The organism is Pseudomonas sp. COR18, from assembly GCF_048568395.1.
In the GTDB taxonomy this organism is placed as follows: domain Bacteria; phylum Pseudomonadota; class Gammaproteobacteria; order Pseudomonadales; family Pseudomonadaceae; genus Aquipseudomonas; species Aquipseudomonas fuscovaginae_B.
The window spans coordinates 3,571,697-3,590,598 of sequence record NZ_CP183808.1 but is presented as its reverse complement, the minus strand read 5'-3'; the positions used below and the strand labels follow the sequence as shown (position 1 = coordinate 3,590,598).

At 64.8% G+C, this 18,902-nt stretch carries 16 protein-coding genes and 3 pseudogenes; 5 read left to right on the top strand and 14 right to left on the bottom strand.

Annotated elements, in window-relative coordinates; genetic code table 11:
• Positions 1 to 229: 229 nt before the first annotated feature.
• The 8 genes from ACM62G_RS16550 to ACM62G_RS16515 all read right to left on the bottom strand — a co-directional run bounded on the left by ACM62G_RS16550 (position 230) and on the right by ACM62G_RS16515 (position 8,821).
• The gene (locus ACM62G_RS16550) at positions 230 to 1,744 is read right to left on the bottom strand and encodes an MDR family MFS transporter (RefSeq protein WP_419735182.1); all 1,515 of its coding nucleotides are present in this window, start codon (positions 1,742 to 1,744) and stop codon (positions 230 to 232) included.
• Positions 1,734 to 2,876 (bottom strand): HlyD family secretion protein, encoded by a 1,143-nt coding sequence (locus tag ACM62G_RS16545; RefSeq protein ID WP_419735181.1) that lies wholly within the window; start codon positions 2,874 to 2,876, stop codon positions 1,734 to 1,736. The genes ACM62G_RS16550 and ACM62G_RS16545 overlap by 11 nt, the downstream gene beginning before the upstream one ends.
• Positions 2,873 to 4,354 carry an efflux transporter outer membrane subunit gene (locus ACM62G_RS16540; RefSeq protein WP_419735180.1) on the bottom strand — a complete coding sequence of 494 codons (1,482 nt, stop codon included), beginning with the start codon at positions 4,352 to 4,354 and terminating at the stop codon, positions 2,873 to 2,875. The genes ACM62G_RS16545 and ACM62G_RS16540 overlap by 4 nt, the downstream gene beginning before the upstream one ends.
• 85 nt (positions 4,355 to 4,439) lie before the next feature.
• Entirely contained in the window at positions 4,440 to 5,171 is a 732-nt protein-coding gene (locus tag ACM62G_RS16535; protein ID WP_054060178.1) for an AraC family transcriptional regulator, read from the bottom strand.
• A 148-nt stretch (positions 5,172 to 5,319) separates the two neighbouring features.
• Positions 5,320 to 5,826, bottom strand: a complete 507-nt coding sequence (locus ACM62G_RS16530) for an N-acetyltransferase family protein (protein WP_419735179.1) — start codon at positions 5,824 to 5,826, stop codon at positions 5,320 to 5,322.
• Between the two features lie 86 nt (positions 5,827 to 5,912).
• A complete protein-coding gene (ddlA, locus tag ACM62G_RS16525; RefSeq protein ID WP_054060191.1) occupies positions 5,913 to 7,007 on the bottom strand; it encodes a D-alanine--D-alanine ligase in 1,095 nt (364 codons plus the stop codon).
• Between the two features lie 221 nt (positions 7,008 to 7,228).
• Positions 7,229 to 7,687, bottom strand: a complete 459-nt coding sequence (locus tag ACM62G_RS16520) for a carboxypeptidase regulatory-like domain-containing protein (RefSeq protein ID WP_419735178.1) — start codon at positions 7,685 to 7,687, stop codon at positions 7,229 to 7,231.
• Positions 7,688 to 7,933: 246 nt separating this feature from the next.
• Entirely contained in the window at positions 7,934 to 8,821 is an 888-nt protein-coding gene (locus ACM62G_RS16515; RefSeq protein WP_054063347.1) for a Dyp-type peroxidase, read from the bottom strand.
• Between the two features lie 177 nt (positions 8,822 to 8,998).
• Between ACM62G_RS16515 and ACM62G_RS16510 the strand changes: the two genes are divergently transcribed.
• Positions 8,999 to 9,481, top strand: coding sequence for a RidA family protein (locus ACM62G_RS16510; RefSeq protein WP_054060182.1), 483 nt, complete (start codon positions 8,999 to 9,001; stop codon positions 9,479 to 9,481).
• Between the two features lie 60 nt (positions 9,482 to 9,541).
• On the opposite strand, the pseudogene ACM62G_RS16505 reads toward ACM62G_RS16510, so the two are convergent.
• Both ACM62G_RS16505 and ACM62G_RS16500 read right to left on the bottom strand, forming a co-directional pair.
• A pseudogene (locus ACM62G_RS16505) lies at positions 9,542 to 9,973 on the bottom strand (methyl-accepting chemotaxis protein); the annotation flags it as partial.
• Positions 9,974 to 10,081: 108 nt separating this feature from the next.
• Positions 10,082 to 10,768 (bottom strand): annotated as a pseudogene (locus ACM62G_RS16500) (PAS domain-containing protein); the annotation flags it as partial.
• Between the two features lie 266 nt (positions 10,769 to 11,034).
• Between ACM62G_RS16500 and ACM62G_RS16495 the strand changes: the two are divergent.
• Positions 11,035 to 11,259, top strand: coding sequence for a DUF6555 family protein (locus ACM62G_RS16495; RefSeq protein ID WP_054060183.1), 225 nt, complete (start codon positions 11,035 to 11,037; stop codon positions 11,257 to 11,259).
• On the opposite strand, the gene ACM62G_RS16490 is transcribed toward ACM62G_RS16495, so the two are convergent.
• Both ACM62G_RS16490 and ACM62G_RS16485 read right to left on the bottom strand, forming a co-directional pair.
• A complete protein-coding gene (locus tag ACM62G_RS16490; protein WP_419735177.1) occupies positions 11,240 to 11,938 on the bottom strand; it encodes a metallophosphoesterase in 699 nt (232 codons plus the stop codon). The genes ACM62G_RS16495 and ACM62G_RS16490 overlap by 20 nt on opposite strands.
• A gap of 86 nt (positions 11,939 to 12,024) precedes the next feature.
• Positions 12,025 to 13,227, bottom strand: a complete 1,203-nt coding sequence (locus ACM62G_RS16485) for an ROK family transcriptional regulator (protein ID WP_054063346.1) — start codon at positions 13,225 to 13,227, stop codon at positions 12,025 to 12,027.
• A gap of 206 nt (positions 13,228 to 13,433) precedes the next feature.
• On the opposite strand from ACM62G_RS16485, the gene ACM62G_RS16480 reads away from it, so the two are divergent.
• The 3 genes from ACM62G_RS16480 to ACM62G_RS16470 are packed head-to-tail and all read left to right on the top strand — an operon-like array spanning position 13,434 to position 16,899.
• Positions 13,434 to 14,840 (top strand): APC family permease, encoded by a 1,407-nt coding sequence (locus ACM62G_RS16480; RefSeq protein ID WP_054063345.1) that lies wholly within the window; start codon positions 13,434 to 13,436, stop codon positions 14,838 to 14,840.
• An 8-nt stretch (positions 14,841 to 14,848) separates the two neighbouring features.
• Positions 14,849 to 15,850 (top strand): ROK family protein, encoded by a 1,002-nt coding sequence (locus ACM62G_RS16475; protein ID WP_273826332.1) that lies wholly within the window; start codon positions 14,849 to 14,851, stop codon positions 15,848 to 15,850.
• Positions 15,851 to 15,870: 20 nt separating this feature from the next.
• Positions 15,871 to 16,899: an SIS domain-containing protein gene (locus ACM62G_RS16470; RefSeq protein WP_419735176.1), complete on the top strand. Its 1,029-nt coding sequence runs from the start codon at positions 15,871 to 15,873 to the stop codon at positions 16,897 to 16,899.
• A 6-nt stretch (positions 16,900 to 16,905) separates the two neighbouring features.
• Here the strand turns inward: ACM62G_RS16470 and ACM62G_RS16465 are convergent, their stop codons facing one another.
• Together ACM62G_RS16465 and ACM62G_RS16460 are read right to left on the bottom strand one after the other, a co-directional pair.
• Entirely contained in the window at positions 16,906 to 17,235 is a 330-nt protein-coding gene (locus ACM62G_RS16465; RefSeq protein WP_419735175.1) for a hypothetical protein, read from the bottom strand.
• Between the two features lie 127 nt (positions 17,236 to 17,362).
• Positions 17,363 to 18,674 (bottom strand): annotated as a pseudogene (locus ACM62G_RS16460) (MFS transporter).
• Between the last annotated feature and the right edge of the window lie 228 nt (positions 18,675 to 18,902).

Genomic DNA, 18,902 nt, shown 5'->3' with positions numbered 1-18,902 from the left:
AGGTAAGCCGTTTTTTTATGCCCGCCGAAAAAGTGCTGGCTCCCTCCTGAAGCCTGCTGCCAGCACCCACCGGAATGCTGGCCACCTGAGAGTCAGGTGGTGAGGCCTGCGCCCCCTTCGCGGATAAACCGGGACGCCGGACCGCCTGGCCCCACAGTGACAGCGTCGTTCGCAGGATTCATGCACGGCGCGAGCACTTGTGGGGGATTTATCCGCGAGCCTCAACGCATCAGCCACCGCCCTGACGCCGCATCAACAGCGCCGCACAGGCACAACCGAGCAGCGCCACACAGGCGACAAAAAACGCATCGCCATAAGCCATCAGCCAGGACTGATGCTGCACCGTCTTGCCCAGCATCGCCAATGCCTGCTGCTGGTCCGGCAGCCAGTCGCCCACCGTCGGTCCCAGGCGCTCCTGGACGGCAGGGACAAAGACATTCACTCCCTCGCCAATGCGCTCGGAATGAAAGCGTTCGCGCATTGCCACGATTTGCGTGAGCGCCGCGGTGCCCACCGCCCCGCCGAGGTTGCGCAACATCGAGAACAGCGCCGAGGCCGAACCCGCCTGGCGCTTGTCCAGCCCGGCCACCGCCAGCACCGACAAGGCCACCATGATGAAGGGCTGGCCGATACCGCGGACCACGGTGGAAGGAATGATCACGTTCGCCGCACTATCGGCGTCGAGAAACGCCCCGAGCCAGCAGCCCAGGGCCATGATCAGGAACCCGGTCGCCACCATGGTCTTCGGACTCGACCAGCCCATCAGCCGCGGCATCAGCGGCGCCAGCACCAATTGCACCACGCCGTAGGCAATCAGGCTGACACCGATCTCATGGGCGTTGTAGCCCTGCACCTGGGAAAGGTAGTTGGGCACCAGGAACACCAGCCCGAATGTCGCGCCACCGAAGATGAACATCGCCACGCTGGCCACGCCGAAGTTGTAGTGTCCCAGTAAACGCAGGTTGATGAACGCGCGCCGGCCAAACAGTTGCGACAGCACGAATACCAGCAAGGCCACGCCTGCCGCCAGCGACAGCCAGCGAATCTCGCCGGAGCCGAACCAGTCCTTGCGCCCGCCCTCCTCCAGGACGATCTGCAGCCCGCCCAGCCCCACCACCATGGCGCCGATGCCCAGCCAGTCGCCCCGGCGCAACAGCGCCAGGTTCATCGGCCTGGCCTCGATCGCCCAGGCCACCGCCAGCAGCAGCGCGATGCCGGGAAACAGTTGCAGGTAGAAGATCCAGCGCCACGAGTAGGCGTCGGTCAGCCAGCCACCGATCGACGGCCCGGCCGCCTGGGCGACACTGTTGGCCAGGCTGAACAGCGCCATGCCCATGGCCATCCGGCTGGCCGGCAACTCGGTGATGATCAGTTGGAACGACAGCGGAATCAGCACCGCCCCCGCCGCGCCCTGAACCACACGTATGGCAATCATCACCGGCAGGTTCGGCGCCCAGGAACAGGCGATCGAAGCCAGCAGGAAGATCAGCGAGCCGGTCCACATCACCCGTCTCAGAGAGAACACTTCGACCAGCCAGGCGGTCAGCGGGATCATGATGATTTCCGCCACCAGATACGCGGTGGAAATCCATGAGCCCTCCTCGAAAGTCGCCCCCAGCGCGCCTTCGATTTCCGGTAGCGCGGCGCTGGTGACATGGACGTTCATGCCGGCCATGAAACAGCCGAGCAACCCGCCCATCACCGCCACCCAGGCGCGCGGCGAAACCGGTGCCTCAACGCTCATTGCGCGTCTCCTGACGATGGGTGTCGACGACGGTGGTGACCGACATGCCGGGCAGTATCGGCAGCACCTCATTATCGGGGTCGAGCTGGATCCGCACCGGGAAACGCTGAACGATCTTGGTGAAGTTGCCCGTCGCATTGTCCGAAGGCAGCAAGGCGAACACATTGCCCGATCCCGGCGAGAAGCTGACCACCCGGCCGTGCAGCGGCCGATGGAAGAAGCTGTCGACATGGATCTCCACCGGCTGGCCGGGACGCATGTCCGCCAATTGGGTTTCCTTGTAGTTGGCCACCACGTAGGCCTGGCGTACCGGCACCACCGCCAGCATCGGCTGGCCGGCCACCAGGTACTGCCCGGCCCTGACCCGCCGCTGGCCGACCACGCCATCGATCGGTGCACGGATCAGGGTGTCCTCGGCGTCCTGTTCGGCCAGCCTGGCACGAGCCACGGTACTGGCGTGCGCGGCGATCTGCTGCTGGATCTCGGCTTCGGCCAGTTGCAGGCGAGCCCGGGACTCCCCCAATTGGGCCTGCTGCCGGCGCAGGCCGGCCTGGGCGCCCTGCAACGCCGCCATGGCCTGCTGCGCGCTGGCATTGGCGCTTTCCAGGCGCTGCACGGTCGCGGCATCGTCCCGCGCCAGCCCCTGGTAACGCCGTCGATCCAGCTCAGCCCGCTGGTTCTCCGCAGCCGCACTGCGCACCTGCGCCTGGGCCACGGCGATAGCCTGCTGCTGCAAGCCGACGCGCTCGGCGGCAACCTGGCGGCTCGCCCGCCCGGCAACCAGCGCCGCCTGCGCCTCGGCGACTGCAGCCTGGGCCTGGGCCAGCCGGGCCTGGTAATCACGGTCCTGTAGGCGCACCACCACGTCACCGGCCTTTACCGGCTGGTCGTCCTGCACCAGCACCTCGGCGACGTAACCCGGCACCCGCGCACTGAGCGCCACCCAATCGGCGCGCACGTAGGCATCATCGGTGCTTTCCAGGTAGCGCCCGGTCGTCGCCCACCAACTGCCGAACCCCAGCGCCCCGAGCACCGCGATTGCGCCGCCGAGCAGCATCAGGCGCCGCCGCCGGGCCTTCTTGCGCAATTGCTCGCCCTGGGCGAGGGTCTGTTCATCGACGGCAACGTTCATGGTTCTACTCCAGCTTCGGGACTCGTTGATTGCGTGTTGGCGTGACCGACGGCGAGCGGCTGCCAGCCGCCGCCCAGGGCCCGGAAAAGATTGATCTCGCTGCGCGCCAGCTCGCCTCGCGCCTGGACTTCACGGCTGCGCACATTCATCAGCTCGCGCTCGCTGTCGAGCAGTTGCAGGGCGTCGACCGTACCGGCGCGGTAGTGGGTTTGCGCCAGGGCATAGCTGCGTTCACTGTCCTGCAGGGTTGCCTGGAGCGCCGCCGCACGCTGGCGCTGGCCATCGAACAGGGCGAGGGTCTGGCGCACATCGGCAAGAGCCGCGAGGACCGCACTGCGGAAGCCGGCCAGTTGTGCCTGCTCCAGTGCCCGGGCCTTGTCGATTCGCATGCGGTTGGCCTTGATATTGGGGAACTCCCAACTGATCAGCGGACCGATGCCGAACATCACCGAGCGGCTGTCGCCCAGTTCGTGCAGTGACTGGGCCGATGAAGTCAGCGACGCGCCGAAGCTCACCTTGGGATAGAGATCCGCCCTGGCGATATCGCTGGCCAATACGGCCGCTTCGAGGTTGCGCCGGGCCTGGCGGATGTCCGGACGACGCTCCAGCAGATGCCAGCCATCGCCGACAGGCAACGCCACCGTCAACCTGGGGATGACCGCACACTGCGGGTCACTGCCGGAAGCCTGGCCGGTGAGCATGTTCAGCTCATACACGGCCACCCGCCGACGGGCGTCGAGCAGCGGCAATTCGGCCCGCAGGCGATCACGCAGGCTACGCAGCCGCAGGGTATCCAGCTCGGTGGCGATCCCGGCCCTGCGCTGGGTCTCGGTCAGTTCAAGGCTGTGCTCGACGGTCTGCAACGAATGGTTCGTCACGCCCAACTGCGCGCCGTAAGTGCAGTGATCCAGATAGGCCCGGCTGGTCTGTGCCGCCACGTTGATCCGCAGCAGCTCACGGGCATCGCTCGCCGCGCCCGCCTGCACCCGCGCACGCTCGATGGCACGACGCACCTGACCCCAGATGTCCACCTGGTAGGCCAGCTCGATGCCCGGTTCGAAGGTCCACTGCGCCGGCGCATGACTGTCCGTGGCCTGGGCCAGGGTCTGGTCGTTGGCGGTCTTGCCATACTGCGCCGCAAAACGGGTTTGCGTCGAAGGCCAGCGCTGTGCATCCAGCTCGCCAATCCCCGCCAGCATCGCCTGGACGTTGGCATCAGCCCGGGCCAGGTCCTGGTTGTGGCGCAGCGCCTGTTGTACCAACTGGTCGAGAACCGGGTCCTGATACAACTGCCACCAGCGCTCGGGCAGTGGCTGATCGCTGGCACCGGCCGGCAGTGTCGCCAGCGGATTGCTGTCCTGGCTGGCAATCGGCTGAGCCAGTGGTGAGGGTGCCGAGGTACCGCCGCAGGCGGTCAACAAGGCGAGCAAGGCGCCCAGGGCGATGGGCCTGGCGCGCAGGGAAGGGAGTGAGTGCATCGACGGAATTCACAGTCAGGATCGTGAATCCCAGAGTAGGTGGCGGCCTAGGGGCGGTTCTCCCGTGATCGGGACAACCGCAGCATCAAACGGGACAACCTGTCGGCTCGTTCATGCGGTACTGCCGCGGCGTGTGTCCCAGTTCGCGCTTGAAAACCGCGGCAAAGGCGCTGGCGCTCTGATAACCGTACTCGAGCGCCACGTCGAGGATCGACGTGCCCTGGGCCAGGCTCTGCTGGCTGAGCACCAGCCGCGCACGGGTGCGCCACTCGCCGAAGGACATCGCCAGTTCGCGCTGGAACAGCCGGGCGAAGGTTCGCGAGCTCATGTTCAACTGTGCACCGCACTGCTCCAGCGTCCACTCCTGCGCGGGCTGGTCGATGAAGCGGGTACACAAGGTACGCAGACGGGCATCGCGGGGCGCCGGAATGTACAGGTCGACCTGTCGGGCAGCCTGCAGCTCCAGCAGGATCAGTGCCCCGAGATGATAGCGTCGTTCCTCGCTGCCGCCCTGCGCCGAAGCGAGGATCAATTCACGCAGCAGGTGCGACACCTGGATCACCTGGCACTGGAGCACCGCCACCGGGTGCAGCGCCGGGTCGATCAACAAGGTGCGCATGCGCACCTCGCCACTCATGCGAATCTCATGGGCAACGCCGCCCGGCACCCACAGCGCATGACCGGTGGGAATGGCCCAACTGCCCTGCTCGGTGCACACATACATCACGCCCCGGGTCGCATAGACCAGTTGCGCCTCGTTGTGACAGTGGCTGCCCACCACCTCACCGTGCTGGTAATCGCTGATCAGGGTCTGCATGCCTCGCCTCTCGCCCATGCCTTCCAGGCCCATTCGATAGACCCCATGCTATCCCAAGGCGAAGACAGGCGATTGCCAAGATACCCACACCTGCCTGAAAAACTGCACAGAAATGCTCGAACAGCCGGGAATGGCGAGATTACCTGCTTCACCTGGCCTGAATGGCGCGAGCTGATTGCTCACCAGCCCAACGTAACTGGATCAGCGCCACCCTCCGCCCCTTGAAGTCCTGTCGTTCCTCGATGCCATAGGGCACGAAGCCCAGCTTCGGATAGAACAACAAGCCCGCCAGGTTCCGGTTGAAGCAGGACAGGCGCACTTCGCTGGCCTGGTGACGTTCCCGGGCAATCCGGATCATCAGCCGGACCAGGTACTCGCCCACCCCACGCCCACGGACATGCGGGGCAATGACCACGTTGCCGATGGAGCAGGTGCCGCCCTGCTCCCACTGATAGAAGTTGGCGAAGCCCACCACCTCGCCGTCCAGCTCGACCACGGTCGAGTCCGAACGCTGGTCGACCGAGCCCTGCAGTTGCTCGACGGTCAGCGGGTAACGGGCCTTGGGAAAGAAGAAGAACAGTTCCTCCTCGCCTTGGGCAAAACCACAGATCACGGGCAGATCCCGCGCCTCGACCGGACGGTGACTCAACGACATGCTGTCCTCCTGACAATGGCTATGGCAACCGGGTTGCCCCCGTACGCTAGCGGCACCCCGTACCCAGGTAACGTCGTGCCCCGACCTCAACGGCTGTTCTTCAATCCACGCCGTGCTTCGTGCCGCTCCAGCGCCAGTTCGATCAGGCGACTGACCAGCTCGCTGTAGGTCATCCCCGCCGCCTGCCACAGCTTGGGGTACATGCTGATGCGGGTGAAGCCCGGCAGCGAATTGATCTCGTTGATCAGCACTTCACCGCTGTCGGTCAGGAACACATCGACACGGGCAAGCCCCGAGCAACCGAGCACCTGGAACGCTTCGAGCGCCACGCTGCGGATGCGCTCGCTGGCCTGCTCGCTGATGGCCGCCGGTACCACCACCTCGGCGGCCTGGGCATCGATGTACTTGCTGTCGTAGGAATAGAAACCGCTGCGCACGACGATCTCTCCACAGCCACTGGCAATCGGCTGGTCGTTGCCGAGGATCGCGCATTCGATTTCCCGGCCGCTGACCGCCGACTCCACCAGTACCTTCTCGTCGAACCCCAGGGCCAGCGCCATGGCCGCCTGGAATTGCCCGGCGTCCTCGACCTTGCTCACCCCCACCGACGAGCCCTGGTTCGCCGGCTTGATGAACAGCGGCAGGCCGAGCTTGGCCCGGGCCTGATCGAAGTCCAGCCGCGCAGCCGTGGCGCGGTTGACGGTGATGAACGGGGTCACGGCCAGGCCGGCATCGCGCAGCAGGCGCTTGCTGATGTCCTTGTCCATGCACACCGCCGAGCCGAGCACATCGGAGCCGACGAACGGCAGGTCGGCCATGCGCAGCAACCCCTGCAGGCAGCCGTCTTCGCCGAGGGTGCCGTGGACGATCGGGAAAATCACGTCGACCTGGTCCAGCAGGGCCTGGCTGCCGGCCTCGACCAGTTGCCGGCCGACCTTGCCCGGCACCACGGCCAGTTCGCGATTGGACTGGTTCAGCGCGATCAGTGCCGGGTTCTCGGCGTTGAGCAGGAAGTTGGAGCTGTCATTGAGGTGCCAGCGTCCCTGCTTGTCGATACCGATCAGCACCGGCTCGAAGCGCTCGCGGTCCAACGCATCGACCACGTTTTTGGCCGATTGCAACGACACCTCGTGCTCCGCGCCCAGCCCACCGAAAATGATCCCGACTCGCAACTTGCCCATCATCCCGCCTCGTTTCCAGAATAGGTTGCGGGACCCCTGGCCCCGGTGTACGCAGCCTATGCGCAAGACGTCGATTGTGCATCCCCAAAATCGACAATCCGGGTATGTTCCGGGCTATTGCTCGTCAGCGGAGTTTTCCTGCGACGAACAGCCGACCCGAGGAAAACCTTCCAGCACGCCTGGATCAGTCGAACCTGAGTCGGCCGGCAAGCGGCGCCCACTCAATAGGCGTCCTTCCAGTGCACGTTCAGCGTCTGGGTGCCCTTGCCATCGATGACGACATCCTGGCGGCTTTGATGCCCGTCGTGGCTGGCGACGACCTGATAGTGCCCCACCGGTAGCTTCACGTAGACCAGCGGACCGACCTGGATCAGGCTCAGCACCGACTCGCCACCGGCCTTGTTGATCGAGATGTTCACATCGGCCAGGTACTTGTCCTGCGGCCCCGAGGAAGAAACGACGTGCAGGTTGTAGCCGCGGGTCTGGGCCAGTGCCTTCAGCTCATCCTCGCCGATACCGCCGCTGAGGTACTCCACGCCATTCTGCTGCTGTGGCGCCAGTTGCACCACTGCCATGTTGATCGGTTCACTGTCGGCAGGTGCAGCCTGCACCCGGAGGACGCCCGTGGTCAGCAGCCCAACGGCCAGCGCCACGAACAAGGGGGAACGTACGGGTAACATGAGAAAAACTCCCAGCCCTGACAGGGCCTGAGTCGCACCCTTGCACGCTGGCGGATGACGCCAGCAAACACCGCCGCCTCCGCCAGGGGCCAGGCTCGCAGCCGGCGGGCGGGCCAAGAGTGCGAAGGCATCGCCGACCGGGCTCAACTGCGAGCAAGCTACACTGCAAGTCTAGTTCCCAGGCCGAAAAAAAACGCCAGGTGCGCGGCACCCGGCGTTTTTTTACACAAATGCGAACGACTCGGCTTAACCGGCCAGCAGTACGCTCAGGTCGAGGTGGCCATCCTTCAGCGGCGGGCACCAGTAGTAGCCGCCCGTGATCGGCCGGCTGAAGCGGTAGAGGCCGTCGGTGATCCCGTCATCCAGCCCGCTCATGCGCCGCAGTTGAGCCTCGAAGGCATCCAGGGTACGCCCGAAGGCGACGAACATCAGACCGGCGCCCTGCTCGTTCGCCCAGGGCATGGAGCGGCGCACGACGAACGCCTCGGGGGCGAAGCTTTCCTGGGCGGTTCGCTTGACGTGAGCCGACTCCGGCGCGTCCTCCAACTCCTCGTTGTCGCTCTTGCGGCGGCCCATGATGTTGTCCTGCTCATGGGACGGCATGGCGGCAAACCGCTCCAGGTCATGCTGCCACTGCTGGATCGCGACAAAACTGCCACCGTGCAGGCCGGGCACATCGCCCGCGGCGATCCCCGCCTCGACGGCGGCTTCGTCCACCGGGTTCTCGGTACCGTCCTCATAGCCGGTCAGGTCGTGGCCGGTCTTGTGGCGAAAGGCCTCGGTCATCTGTACCTGCTTCAATGCCGGCGCCAGTGCCAGCTCCAGCTCGCGGCTGCGGTGCAACAGTTCGCCGCGGTCCTCGCCATGCAGCCAGCACCACAGCGCCTGCTGGGTCGAAGGGTTGTCCACACCCGGGCCACTGATCACCGGGAACGTGCGCAACCCCTCGATCCGAGCCCCCAGCACCTGCACCAGCGACTCGCCAAAACCGACCACGGCGTTTTTCCCATCCACCAGCCGGGCCAGGTTGTCGAGGGCAGCCGGCAAGGCCTCGGCGGACTCCAGGGCGAAAAACAGATGGCGTGCCTGCGGGGGTACAGGCTTGGCGAGGATGCCGGGCTGGTAGTGGCTCATGGGAACTCCTTTGTGAAAGGCGCAAGTTTACCTGTGTTGCGGCGGCCGCGCTTGCGTGCAAGCGCTGACTTGATCGTGATTGTTGCGCCTGAGAGCCGTATGATCTGCTGCATGTCGGACCCGGCCGAGCCAGGCTGGGCAACCCCCACGACACTCACCATCATCAGGAAGATAACGATGCCGCAATCCAGAAACGAACGCTTCGCCCAGGTCGCCGATCAGCTCGGCTACAGCTTCGAAGGTGAAATGAAGATTGGCGGCAATTACGTGCCGGCGGTGCAGAACGATCTCGAGATTTATGTCAGCGGGCAGATTCCGCGGGTCGACAACACGGTGATGGTGACCGGTCGTGTCGGCGCGCAGACCACCCTGGAGCAGGCCCGGCACGGTGCCCGGATCAGCACCATGCGGGCCCTGGCGATTCTGCGGCAGATGCTCGACGGCGACCTGGAACGGATCCGCAAGATACTGCGGATCAGCGTCTTCGTCCAGAGCGCCGAGGACTTCACCCAGCAGAGCGAAGTCGCCGACGGCGCTTCGGAAGTGCTCTATACCGTCTTCGGCGAAGCTGGCGTGCACACCCGGACCTCGGTCGGGGTGTTCCAGTTGCCGAAGAATGCCTCGGTCGAGATCGATATGGTCGTGGCACTCAAGCCCTAGAAGTCGCAGCCGGCGGACGGGAGTCGACCGTCCGCCCATCGCCGTTGACCGGGGCCCGCATCAGGTGCCCAGCTGGTTGGCGAACTGCCCGACCGCGCTGACCACCCGCTGGGCGCCGTCCTGGATCTCGACGATCACCGTGCCGGCCTCGGCCGCCAACGCCAGGCCCTCCTCGGCCTGGGTCTTGCCGCTGTTCATCAGCGACACCGCATCACGGGCCATGTCCTGGTTCTGGCGCACCACGGTGACGATCTCGTCGGTCGCCTGGCTGGTTCGCGAAGCCAACTGGCGAACCTCATCGGCCACCACCGCGAACCCGCGCCCCTGTTCACCCGCCCGCGCGGCCTCGATGGCGGCGTTCAGCGCCAGCAGGTTGGTCTGTTCGGCAATGCCGCTGATGGTCTTGACGATGGTGCCGATCACCTGGGACTGGGCGTTGAGCGCCTCGATCCCCTCGCCGGCATGTTGCATGTGCTGGGCCAGATCACGCATCACGTCGACCGCCTGGGTCACCACGGTGGTGCCGCGCTGGGCACTGGCGTCGGTCTGCAACGAAGTGCTGTAGGCGATATTCGCCGCCTCGGCCACCGCCTGCTCCTGGTTCACCTGGTCAGTGATGATGGTGGCGAACTTCACCACCTTGTACAGCCGCTCGTTGGAGTCGAGCACCGGGTTGTAGGACGCCTCCAGCCAGACCACCCGGCCATGGCTGTCCACGCGCTTGAAACGGCCAGCGATGAACTCACCGGCATTCAGGCGCTGCCAGAACGCCTGGTACTCGGGGCTGTTGACCTCCCCCGGTTCGCAGAAGATGCCATGATGCTTGCCCTTGATCTGCGCCAGGCTATAGCCCATGCCATTGAGGAACCGATCATTGGCGGTCAGGACCTCACCGGCCAGGTTGAATTCGATCACCGCCGTGGAACGCAGCAAGGCGCCGATCAGGTTCTCGTGCTCACGAGAACCTTCGATGGTGCGGGTCAGGTCGTTGGAAAAGATCGAGAAACTCCGCACTCGGCCATCGGAGCCACGGATCGGCTGCATGATCGAGCGCAGCCAGGCTTCCTGGCCATTGCCGCGCAGCAGGCGTATTGCCCCGCTGAAATGTTCGGCGCGGGTCAGCGCGTTTTTGAAGCGCTGGTGAAAATCCGAGCTTTTCAGGTACGCCGGCACGAAGTCCTCAATATGACGACCGACCAGGGCGCTGCTCTGGTAGAGCATTTCCGTGATGAAGTTGCTGTTGACGGACTGGATGCGGCCATCGGCGTCCAGTGTGAGCACGAGCATTTCCTGTTCAAGACTTTCCCTGACCTGATGGAGACTGGACAATTCCTCGCGAAGAGCCGACAGCTCCTGCTTCAAGCGTTTGTTGAACATGGTGCGCACCGATGGCAAAAGGGAAATACGGCTATCTGTCCTTGCCATCGGCTATCGGGATTTTTTCTGAAGGACTGTTCCGAGTTATTTGCCACAACGGACCGCCGGGCTGATCGACGGAATTTTTCCGGTACAGGGGGATCACTCCCAAGACAACAGGGAGGAGTTCCACATCCATGAGCACGGCAAAGCTGTACGTTATCGATTACACCCTTCACGGTACCCCCAAGTCCTTCATCATCCGCTGCGAACGCATGGACAACGCCGAGGCCTGGCACTGGGCCAGCTGCGACGCCGGCGTCGGCCGAATCGGCAGGTTCGGCCGAGAACGGGTGAAAAAGACCAGCAAGCCGGTGGCCGAGAAGTTCGGCATCGAAGCGGTCAGTTGGCGTCAGGCCTGACGAAGCCCAGCCCGTCGAGTTCCACCAGCGTGAAACACCCGTTGCTCCAGCCGCCCGTGTCGATGTGATAGACATTGCCCAGCACGGTGGGCTGGCGCTGCGTGGTGTGCCCGACCAGCACGGCCCTGACCTCCCGGATACCACTGGTGTCATGGTTCCTCACACGGCTGCGCGACCACTGGCAGACCTCCTCTACCGCGATCTGCGCCTGAGTATCACCCGACAGGTAGTCCCGCAGTTCACCCCAGCTCGCAAAGGGGCAGTCGGCGTGCACGATCCCCACCGGCCCGAGTCGGGTCTCGACCTCCAGTGCAATCGGCAGCCGGGCGAAACCGGCGGCGAACCGGCGCTGGCTTTGCGCGCTGCTGTCGATAAACCAGCCGCCACCGCTGGCACGGTACATCGCCTGGTCCAGCGAAAGGCCCTGGGCATGCTGGATCGCCAGCGCCTCGTGGTTGCCCTGGACCGCGGCGAACCAGGGGCGCTCCAGCCATTGCAGGGCCAACTCGCTCTGGGGCCCGCGGTCGACCAGATCGCCGACGCTGAACAGCCGATCACATTCGGGGTTGAACCCGATCTGGTCCAGCGCGGCCTGCAAGCGGCTGAAATGACCATGAATGTCGCCCACGGCGAAATCCCGGCCACGGGTGTTGAGGGAATAGTGAGCAAACCGAGCCATGACCCGTTCCTGTGCCAGTGCCACAACGCCGAAATCAGTGGAGACTTCGCGGCATCATCTCTTGAATGAAGTCACTATAAGCCGGCTCACTCCGGTTTGAGCAAGGCTTCATAGTCCGGGCTGATCTCCGCGAGGATCATCAACGCCGCCGCCCCCAACGCCACCGCATCGTGCCCGGCGGTGCCCAGCTGGATGCGCGGGTATTCACGATCCGGGCGGCAGCTGATGGAGCGATGCAAGGGTTCCAGCCGGGCCACCAGCCGGGCGAGGATCGCCTGCGGAAGGAAACCGCTGATCAGGATGGTCTGTGGATCGAGCAACGATTCAAGGATGTTGATCGCCTGGCGCAGCGCCGGCGCGGCCTCGTCCAGCCAGGAGTCGACACCGGCCTTGAAACGTGGATCGTCGAAATTCCAGGCCGCCAGGTCCTGGTCGCCGGATTGCCCCAGATGTTCCAGCAGCGCGGCAATCGAGATATAGCGCTCCAGACAACCCTGGTTGCCGCAATGACAGGCCTTGCCGCCGGGTACCACCGTCATGTGACCGATTTCCCCGGCGTTGTGCCAGTGCCCGGAATACAGGCGATTGCCCAGGTACAAGCCGGCCCCAAGGCCGCTGCCGATAAACAGGTGGACGAAGTGGTGCAGGTCGCTGGCAATCCCGTACAGCCGTTCACCCATGCTCGCGGCCGTGGCATCGTTCTCGATCAGTACCGGCAAGCCGACGGCCTGGTGCAGGCGTGTCGGAATCTGCGGATCATCCCAACCGGACATCGCCGTCGGCCCCACCGAGGTCATGCCTTCGACGCTGAAGGGCCCAGGCAACGCCACCCCTACTCCGAGAAAACGCCCATCAGGACGTAGCGCCCGGAATTGCCCCACGGTATCGAGCAGCAGCGGCAGCGCGTCGTCGAAACTCGGATAGCTGACCGCGTGGGTGACCTGGGCCTGAGCGTCGCCAAGCAGGTCGAGCAGCACACCGATGATCGAGTGCTGCTCGACATGAAAGCCGATGGAATACCCACCCTGCGGGTTGATCGACAACGGCACCGGCGGCTGGCCGCGACCGATCTTCTCGGCCGCATGCACCAGCAGCACGCCCTCTTCCTGCAGTTCGGTGACGATGTTCGAAACCGTCTGCGCCGTCAGCGACGTCAGGCGCGTGAGGTCGGCGCGGGTCAGGCGTCCGCCCAGGCGAATCGCTTCGAGAATCACCCGGCGGTTGTGCAGGCGGGCGTGTTCGGCGTTGGTGCCGGTGGTGACCGTACGGGTGTGCTGTGGATTTTTCATGGGCGGATGATCGTTGCCGTCAATTAATTAAATCAAGTTGAATTAATTTTATTGGCGTGTTTCTCTACGCATCGGTCGCAGCCGCTTCAGGGGCCAGCGCACCCCATAACAATAATGATACCGAGTCGATGGAAGCCGCCGCCGGCGCGCAACACCCTTGCCACCTGCCCTCCACCTTCCGTCGCTCGCACAAGAGGTCGTCACGCATGAGCACAACCACTCCCACCGGGCAGGGTTCGTCCGGCATCAAGCGCAAGATCGGTCTGTTTCCCGCCACGGCCCTGAACATGAGCCAGATGTGCGGCGTGGGTCCCTTCATTACCATTCCCACCATGATCGTCATCATGGGCGGTCCGCAGGCTTACCTCGGCTGGATCCTCGGTGCCTTGCTGGCGCTGTGCGACGGCCTGGTCTGGGCCGAACTCGGGGCGTGCCTGCCCGGCGCCGGCGGGACCTACGTCTACCTGCGCGAAGCCTTCGGCAGACGTACGGGCCAGCTGTTGCCCTTCCTGTTCGTGTGGACCGCGATGCTGTTCATCCCGCTGATCATGTCCACCGGTATCATCGGCTTCGTGCAATACCTGACCTGGTTCTGGCCGGACATGAGCCAGACCGCCGGCAACCTGATCGGCCTGGTCCTGATCTGGGGCATCATCTTCCTGCTCTGGCGCAGGATCGAGTCGATCGCCCGCTTGAGCATCGGGCTCTGGGTGATCATGCTGATCAGCATCGGCGCGCTGATTGTCGCCGCCCTCAGCCACTTCCATGCCGACCTGGCCTTCAGCTTCCCGGAAGGCGCGTTCAACCTCGGCGATAGCAGTTTCTGGCTAGGCGTGGCCGGCGGCCTGACCATCGGCATCTACGATTACCTGGGCTACAACACCTCGGCCTATCTGGCCGGTGAAGTGGAACAGCCGGGCCGGGTGATTCCCAGGTCGATCGTGCTGTCGATCCTCGGCATCCTCGCGGTCTACCTGTTGATGCAGGTCGGCGTGCTGGGTGTGGTGGACTGGCACCGCATGCTCGACCCGGACTCCGCAGCCTACAAGTCCGTGGCCTCGGTGGTGTTGAGCGAAACCTGGGGCAGCACCGCCGCGGGCGTGGTCACCGTGCTGATCCTGATCACCGCCGTCGCTTCGGTATTCGCTGGCTTGCTGGGCGGTTCGCGGGTGCCGTTCGAGGCGGCGAAGGACAAGGTGTTCTTCAATGCCTTCAGCGTCACTCACGCCAGGCATGATTTCCCCGTCTACGGCATCCTGAGCATGGGCGTGCTGACCTCGGTCGGGTTCATGATCGGCCGCCTCACCGACCTGACCACGCTGATCCAGCTGCTGACCACGGTGATGATTCTGGTGCAGTCGGTGGCCCAGATCATTTCGCTGTTCGTGCTGCGCCAGACCAAGCCGCACCTGGAGCGCCCCTACAAGATGTGGCTGTACCCGATCCCGGCGCTCGTCGCGCTGGTAGGCTGGGTCTATATCTACTTCGCCTCCAACCACAACGCCCCCGGCGCCTACCCGATCCAATGGTCGCTGGTGTGGGTCGCCGCAGGCTGCGTGGCTTATCTGCTCTGGGCACGGGCACACCGGCTCTGGCCTTTCGACAAGAAGTGATCGCGACGATGTTCGAGCCGTTGAATACCCCGGCCCCCCAGATGCCCAGCCAAGGCGTGCTGCTGGCGATTGATGTCGGCGGCACCAAGACCCAGGTCGCCTGTTATGACCCGTCGAGCCGGCACCTGAGTACCCGCAGGCTGGCGACCCATGCCGATGGCCTGCGGGGCGAGCCCGCGCTGGAGCGTATCCTCCAGGCCGCCCGTGGCTGTATTGCCGACTTTGGGGAGGTGCCGGTAGCCAGCGTGGCGGCGGTGTTTCCCGGCGTGGTGCGCGGCAGCCGCCTGCTGATGGCACCGAATACGCCTGGGTTCGAGGCACTCGACCTGCCGGCGCTGCTCGGCGGCGGCCTGGGCACCGCCGCCGTGATGCTCGACAACGATGTCAAGGCCGGGGCCCTGGCGGAAGCACGCTGGGGGTCGCTGGTGGGGATCGAGGATGCGATCTACCTCAACCTCGGCACCGGCCTCGCCGCCGCGGCCATCGCCAACGGCCGCCTGATTCGTGGTCGTAACGGCGCGGCCATGGAGATCGGCTATATGCTGGAACCCTTTCTCGACCCGTCGCGCACGGATCTGTGGCGAACCCACGAAAAAGGCGCGGCGCCGCTGGAGGAGTTCTTCTCGGGCACCGCCCTCACCCAGTTGGCAAACGAGATGCTCGGCCAAGGCCACCGTGCCCTGGACCTGTTCGACAGTGACGACCGCGCCGTACGCCAGGCCCTGGAACAACGGATCGCCGGTATGGCGGTGCAGGTTGCCAACCTTGCGGTGGCGCTGGATGTCAGCCGCATCGCGATTGGCGGCGGCCTGTTCCACCAGGCGTCGACCCTGGCCCCGGTGCTCGAACAACTGATCCGCCAGGTGGTGCCGTTTCCGCCAGAGATCGTCGCCGCCCATTTCACCCATGACGCGCCGCTGTGGGGCGCGCTGAGCATGGCCATGGACGCCGCCGGGTTGAGTTTCATTCCCGGCGACCTTCTCTCCCTACCCGACAGCCCCCGTGGCTGAAGCACCCAGGTAACACTGTCATGTCGCTGATGCACCAGGAAACCCTGTCGATCCCCGCCGTCGTGCAACACATGCTCGATGAGAACCGCGCGATCCATTCACTGGCGGAGCAACTGGCCAGCGACCTGCCGGAGCTGGTCATCAGTGTCGCCCGCGGCAGCTCCGATCACGCCGCCGCCTTCTTCGGCTACGCCATGATGAGCCAGTTGGGAATTCCCTGGCTGTCGATCCCGCTGTCGCTGGTCGGCCTGCAACAACCACCGCTGCGCCTGAAGAAATGCTGGGTGGCGGCGCTGTCCCAATCGGGCAGGAGCCCGGACCTGATCGCCAGCGTCGACTATCTCAAGCGCCTGGGCGCCAGCGTCGCGGCCTTCGTCAACACCGCCGACTCGCCGCTGGCCGCCGCCAGTGATGCCGAGGTGCTGTTGCCGGCCGGGCTGGAGCAGAGCGTGGCGGCGACCAAGAGCTACGTGGCGATGCTGATGGCCGGCGTGCAGACCGTCGCGGCCCTGGGCGCCCGGCGAGGCCACGACAGCGCGTTGCAAGAAGCCCTGCAAAGCCTGCCCGGGGCCCTGGCCGAGGCGGCAAACGAGGAATGGACACTGGCCCTGAAGGTGCTGCGGCATGCCGATAAGATGATCGTCATCGGCCGCGGCCCGGCGCTGCCGATCGCCCAGGAGGCCGCGCTGAAACTCAAGGAAACCTCGGGTATCCAGGCCGAAGCCTTTTCCAGCGCCGAAGTGCGCCACGGACCGATGGAAATCATCGAGGCCGGTTATCCGGTGCTGATATTCGCACCCTCCGGACCGGAGCAGGCCGGCACCCTGGCCTTCGCCGACGATATGCGCCTGCGTGGGGCCCAGGTCATGGTGGTCGCACCCAACGGCACACCCGGCGCAGAGTTGCCCAGCGTTGCCACTGCCCATCCGCTGCTGGAGCCATTCACCATGATCCAGGGTTTCTACCTGATGGCGGCGAAACTGGCCGAGTTGCGCGGGCGCAATCCGGATCAACCGCGCTTCCTGAAAAAAGTCACGCAGACCCGCTGAGTCGGCTCAGAACACCCACACCGGCAAATGCTCCTTGAGTGGCAGCTCATCGAGATGGCCGCTCAATCGCGCGCCTTCGGCCTGCCGCCGATGGAGAGCCGAACGAAACACCGCTCTCGTCAGGGACGAGGAATGCTGGATGAAGTCCGTTCGGACAGGGTAACCGACGCCATGCGGCACTGGCGTTTGCGGACAAGCCGGCCAGGCCGGGACAGGTGAGGCGCTGGCCCCGGACGACGCGTTGCGGGGCAACGGCCCGTCGGCGGATCCCGCCAGCGGGGCTGCCAGGGAAATGCCGAAGGTGATGCCCACGGCCAGAAGTACACGAAAATCCATTTCGAAATGCCTCTTGCGGGAAAATGCCTGAACCGACGCCGCCACTCCGTGCATTGTCCTGTTCAGAATGTCAGAACCTTTATCTCCTCGAAAAGCCGCTTTCCGGCGGATGCCCCTCCATTGCCGGTCAGTGCCCGATACAAGGCCGCGAATCGACACTCATTGCGATCCGACCGCCGAAATACAAGGCCGTGAGCAACCCGACCGCCCCCATGACCAGGCAGTAGCCCACGCAGACCCACGGGCTCCAGGGCATCAGGCCGATCAGCAGCAGCGGCGTGGTACTGGCCCAGAGAGCGTAGGCAATATTGTAGGTGAACGAGATACCGGACACGCGGATGCGACTGGGGAACAGCCCGACCATCACCGACGGCACCGCGCCGACCACGCCACAGGCCAGCCCGGCCACGGCATAGGCCAGGTTGATCCAGGCTCCCCCTGGATCAGACAGGCATACAGCAGGCCGATACCCACCGGCAGCAACAGACTGTAGAACGACACGGCGCGCCAGGCGCCGATGCGGTCGGCGAGCAGGCCGGCCAGTACACAGCCGATATTCAGGAACACGATACCCAGGCTGCTCAGGGCAAAGGTATGACTGGCACTCATGCCGAAAGTCTTCTGCATGACGGTCGGGGTGATCACCACCAGCACCACCACCGCTGAAGTCAGCACGCAGGTCAGCAGCATCGCCGGCACGATCGAGCGCCGGTGCTCGCGCAGCACCGTGCGCAGCGGCAACTCGCCGCCCGCTTCGCGCTGGGCCTGCAAGGCCATGAACACCGGGGTTTCACTGAGCCAGCGGCGCAGCCAGACCCCGATTACGCCGAACACCCCACCGAGCAGGAACGGCAAGCGCCAGGCGAAATCGAGAATCTCCGCCGGGCTGTAGACCCGCGCCAGCAAGGTCGCCGTCAGCGCGCCCAGCAGGTACCCAAAGGTCAACCCGGCCTGCAGCACACCCAGGGCATACCCCCGATGCGCGGGCGGTGCATGCTCGGCCACGAACACCCAGGCACTGGGCACCTCGCCCCCACTGCCGCGCCCTGCAGCACCCGCAGCAGCAACAGCAGCAGCGGCGCCCAGTAGCCGATCTGGGCGTAGGTCGGCATCACCCCGATCAGCAGGCAGGGCAAGGCCATCATCAGGATGCTCAGGCTGAACACCCGCTTGCGCCCCAGCCGATCGGCGAAATGCGCCATCAGGATGCCGCCCAGCGGCCGCGCCAGGTAACCGGTGACGAAAATCCCGAAGCTCTGCAGCAGCCGCAGCCATTCGGGCATTTCCGGCGGGAAGAACAACTGGCTGAGAGTCAGGGCAAAAAACACGAAGATGATGAAATCGTAGATTTCCAGCGCACCGCCCAATGCAGCGAGGCCCAGGGTCTTGTAGTCGGACCGGGAGAAACGGCGGTTTCGTGGATAGGCATCAACGGTCATAAAGAACTCGGAATAGCGTATTCGGGGACAGCCGCAGGGGCGGGCCAACCTGTAACGGAAACAGACAAGTGAGCCGAATCAGCACTCGGCCGGCAAGGGGCAAAGGTTAGTGCACTCGGCGGCGACCACAACCTCAAACCTGTCATCGGGTCACTTTTTAGCAGAAATATGCGTAGCCGGTTCCATTTTTCGACAATCAGTACCCGTCCGTACTCATTCGCCAGCCCT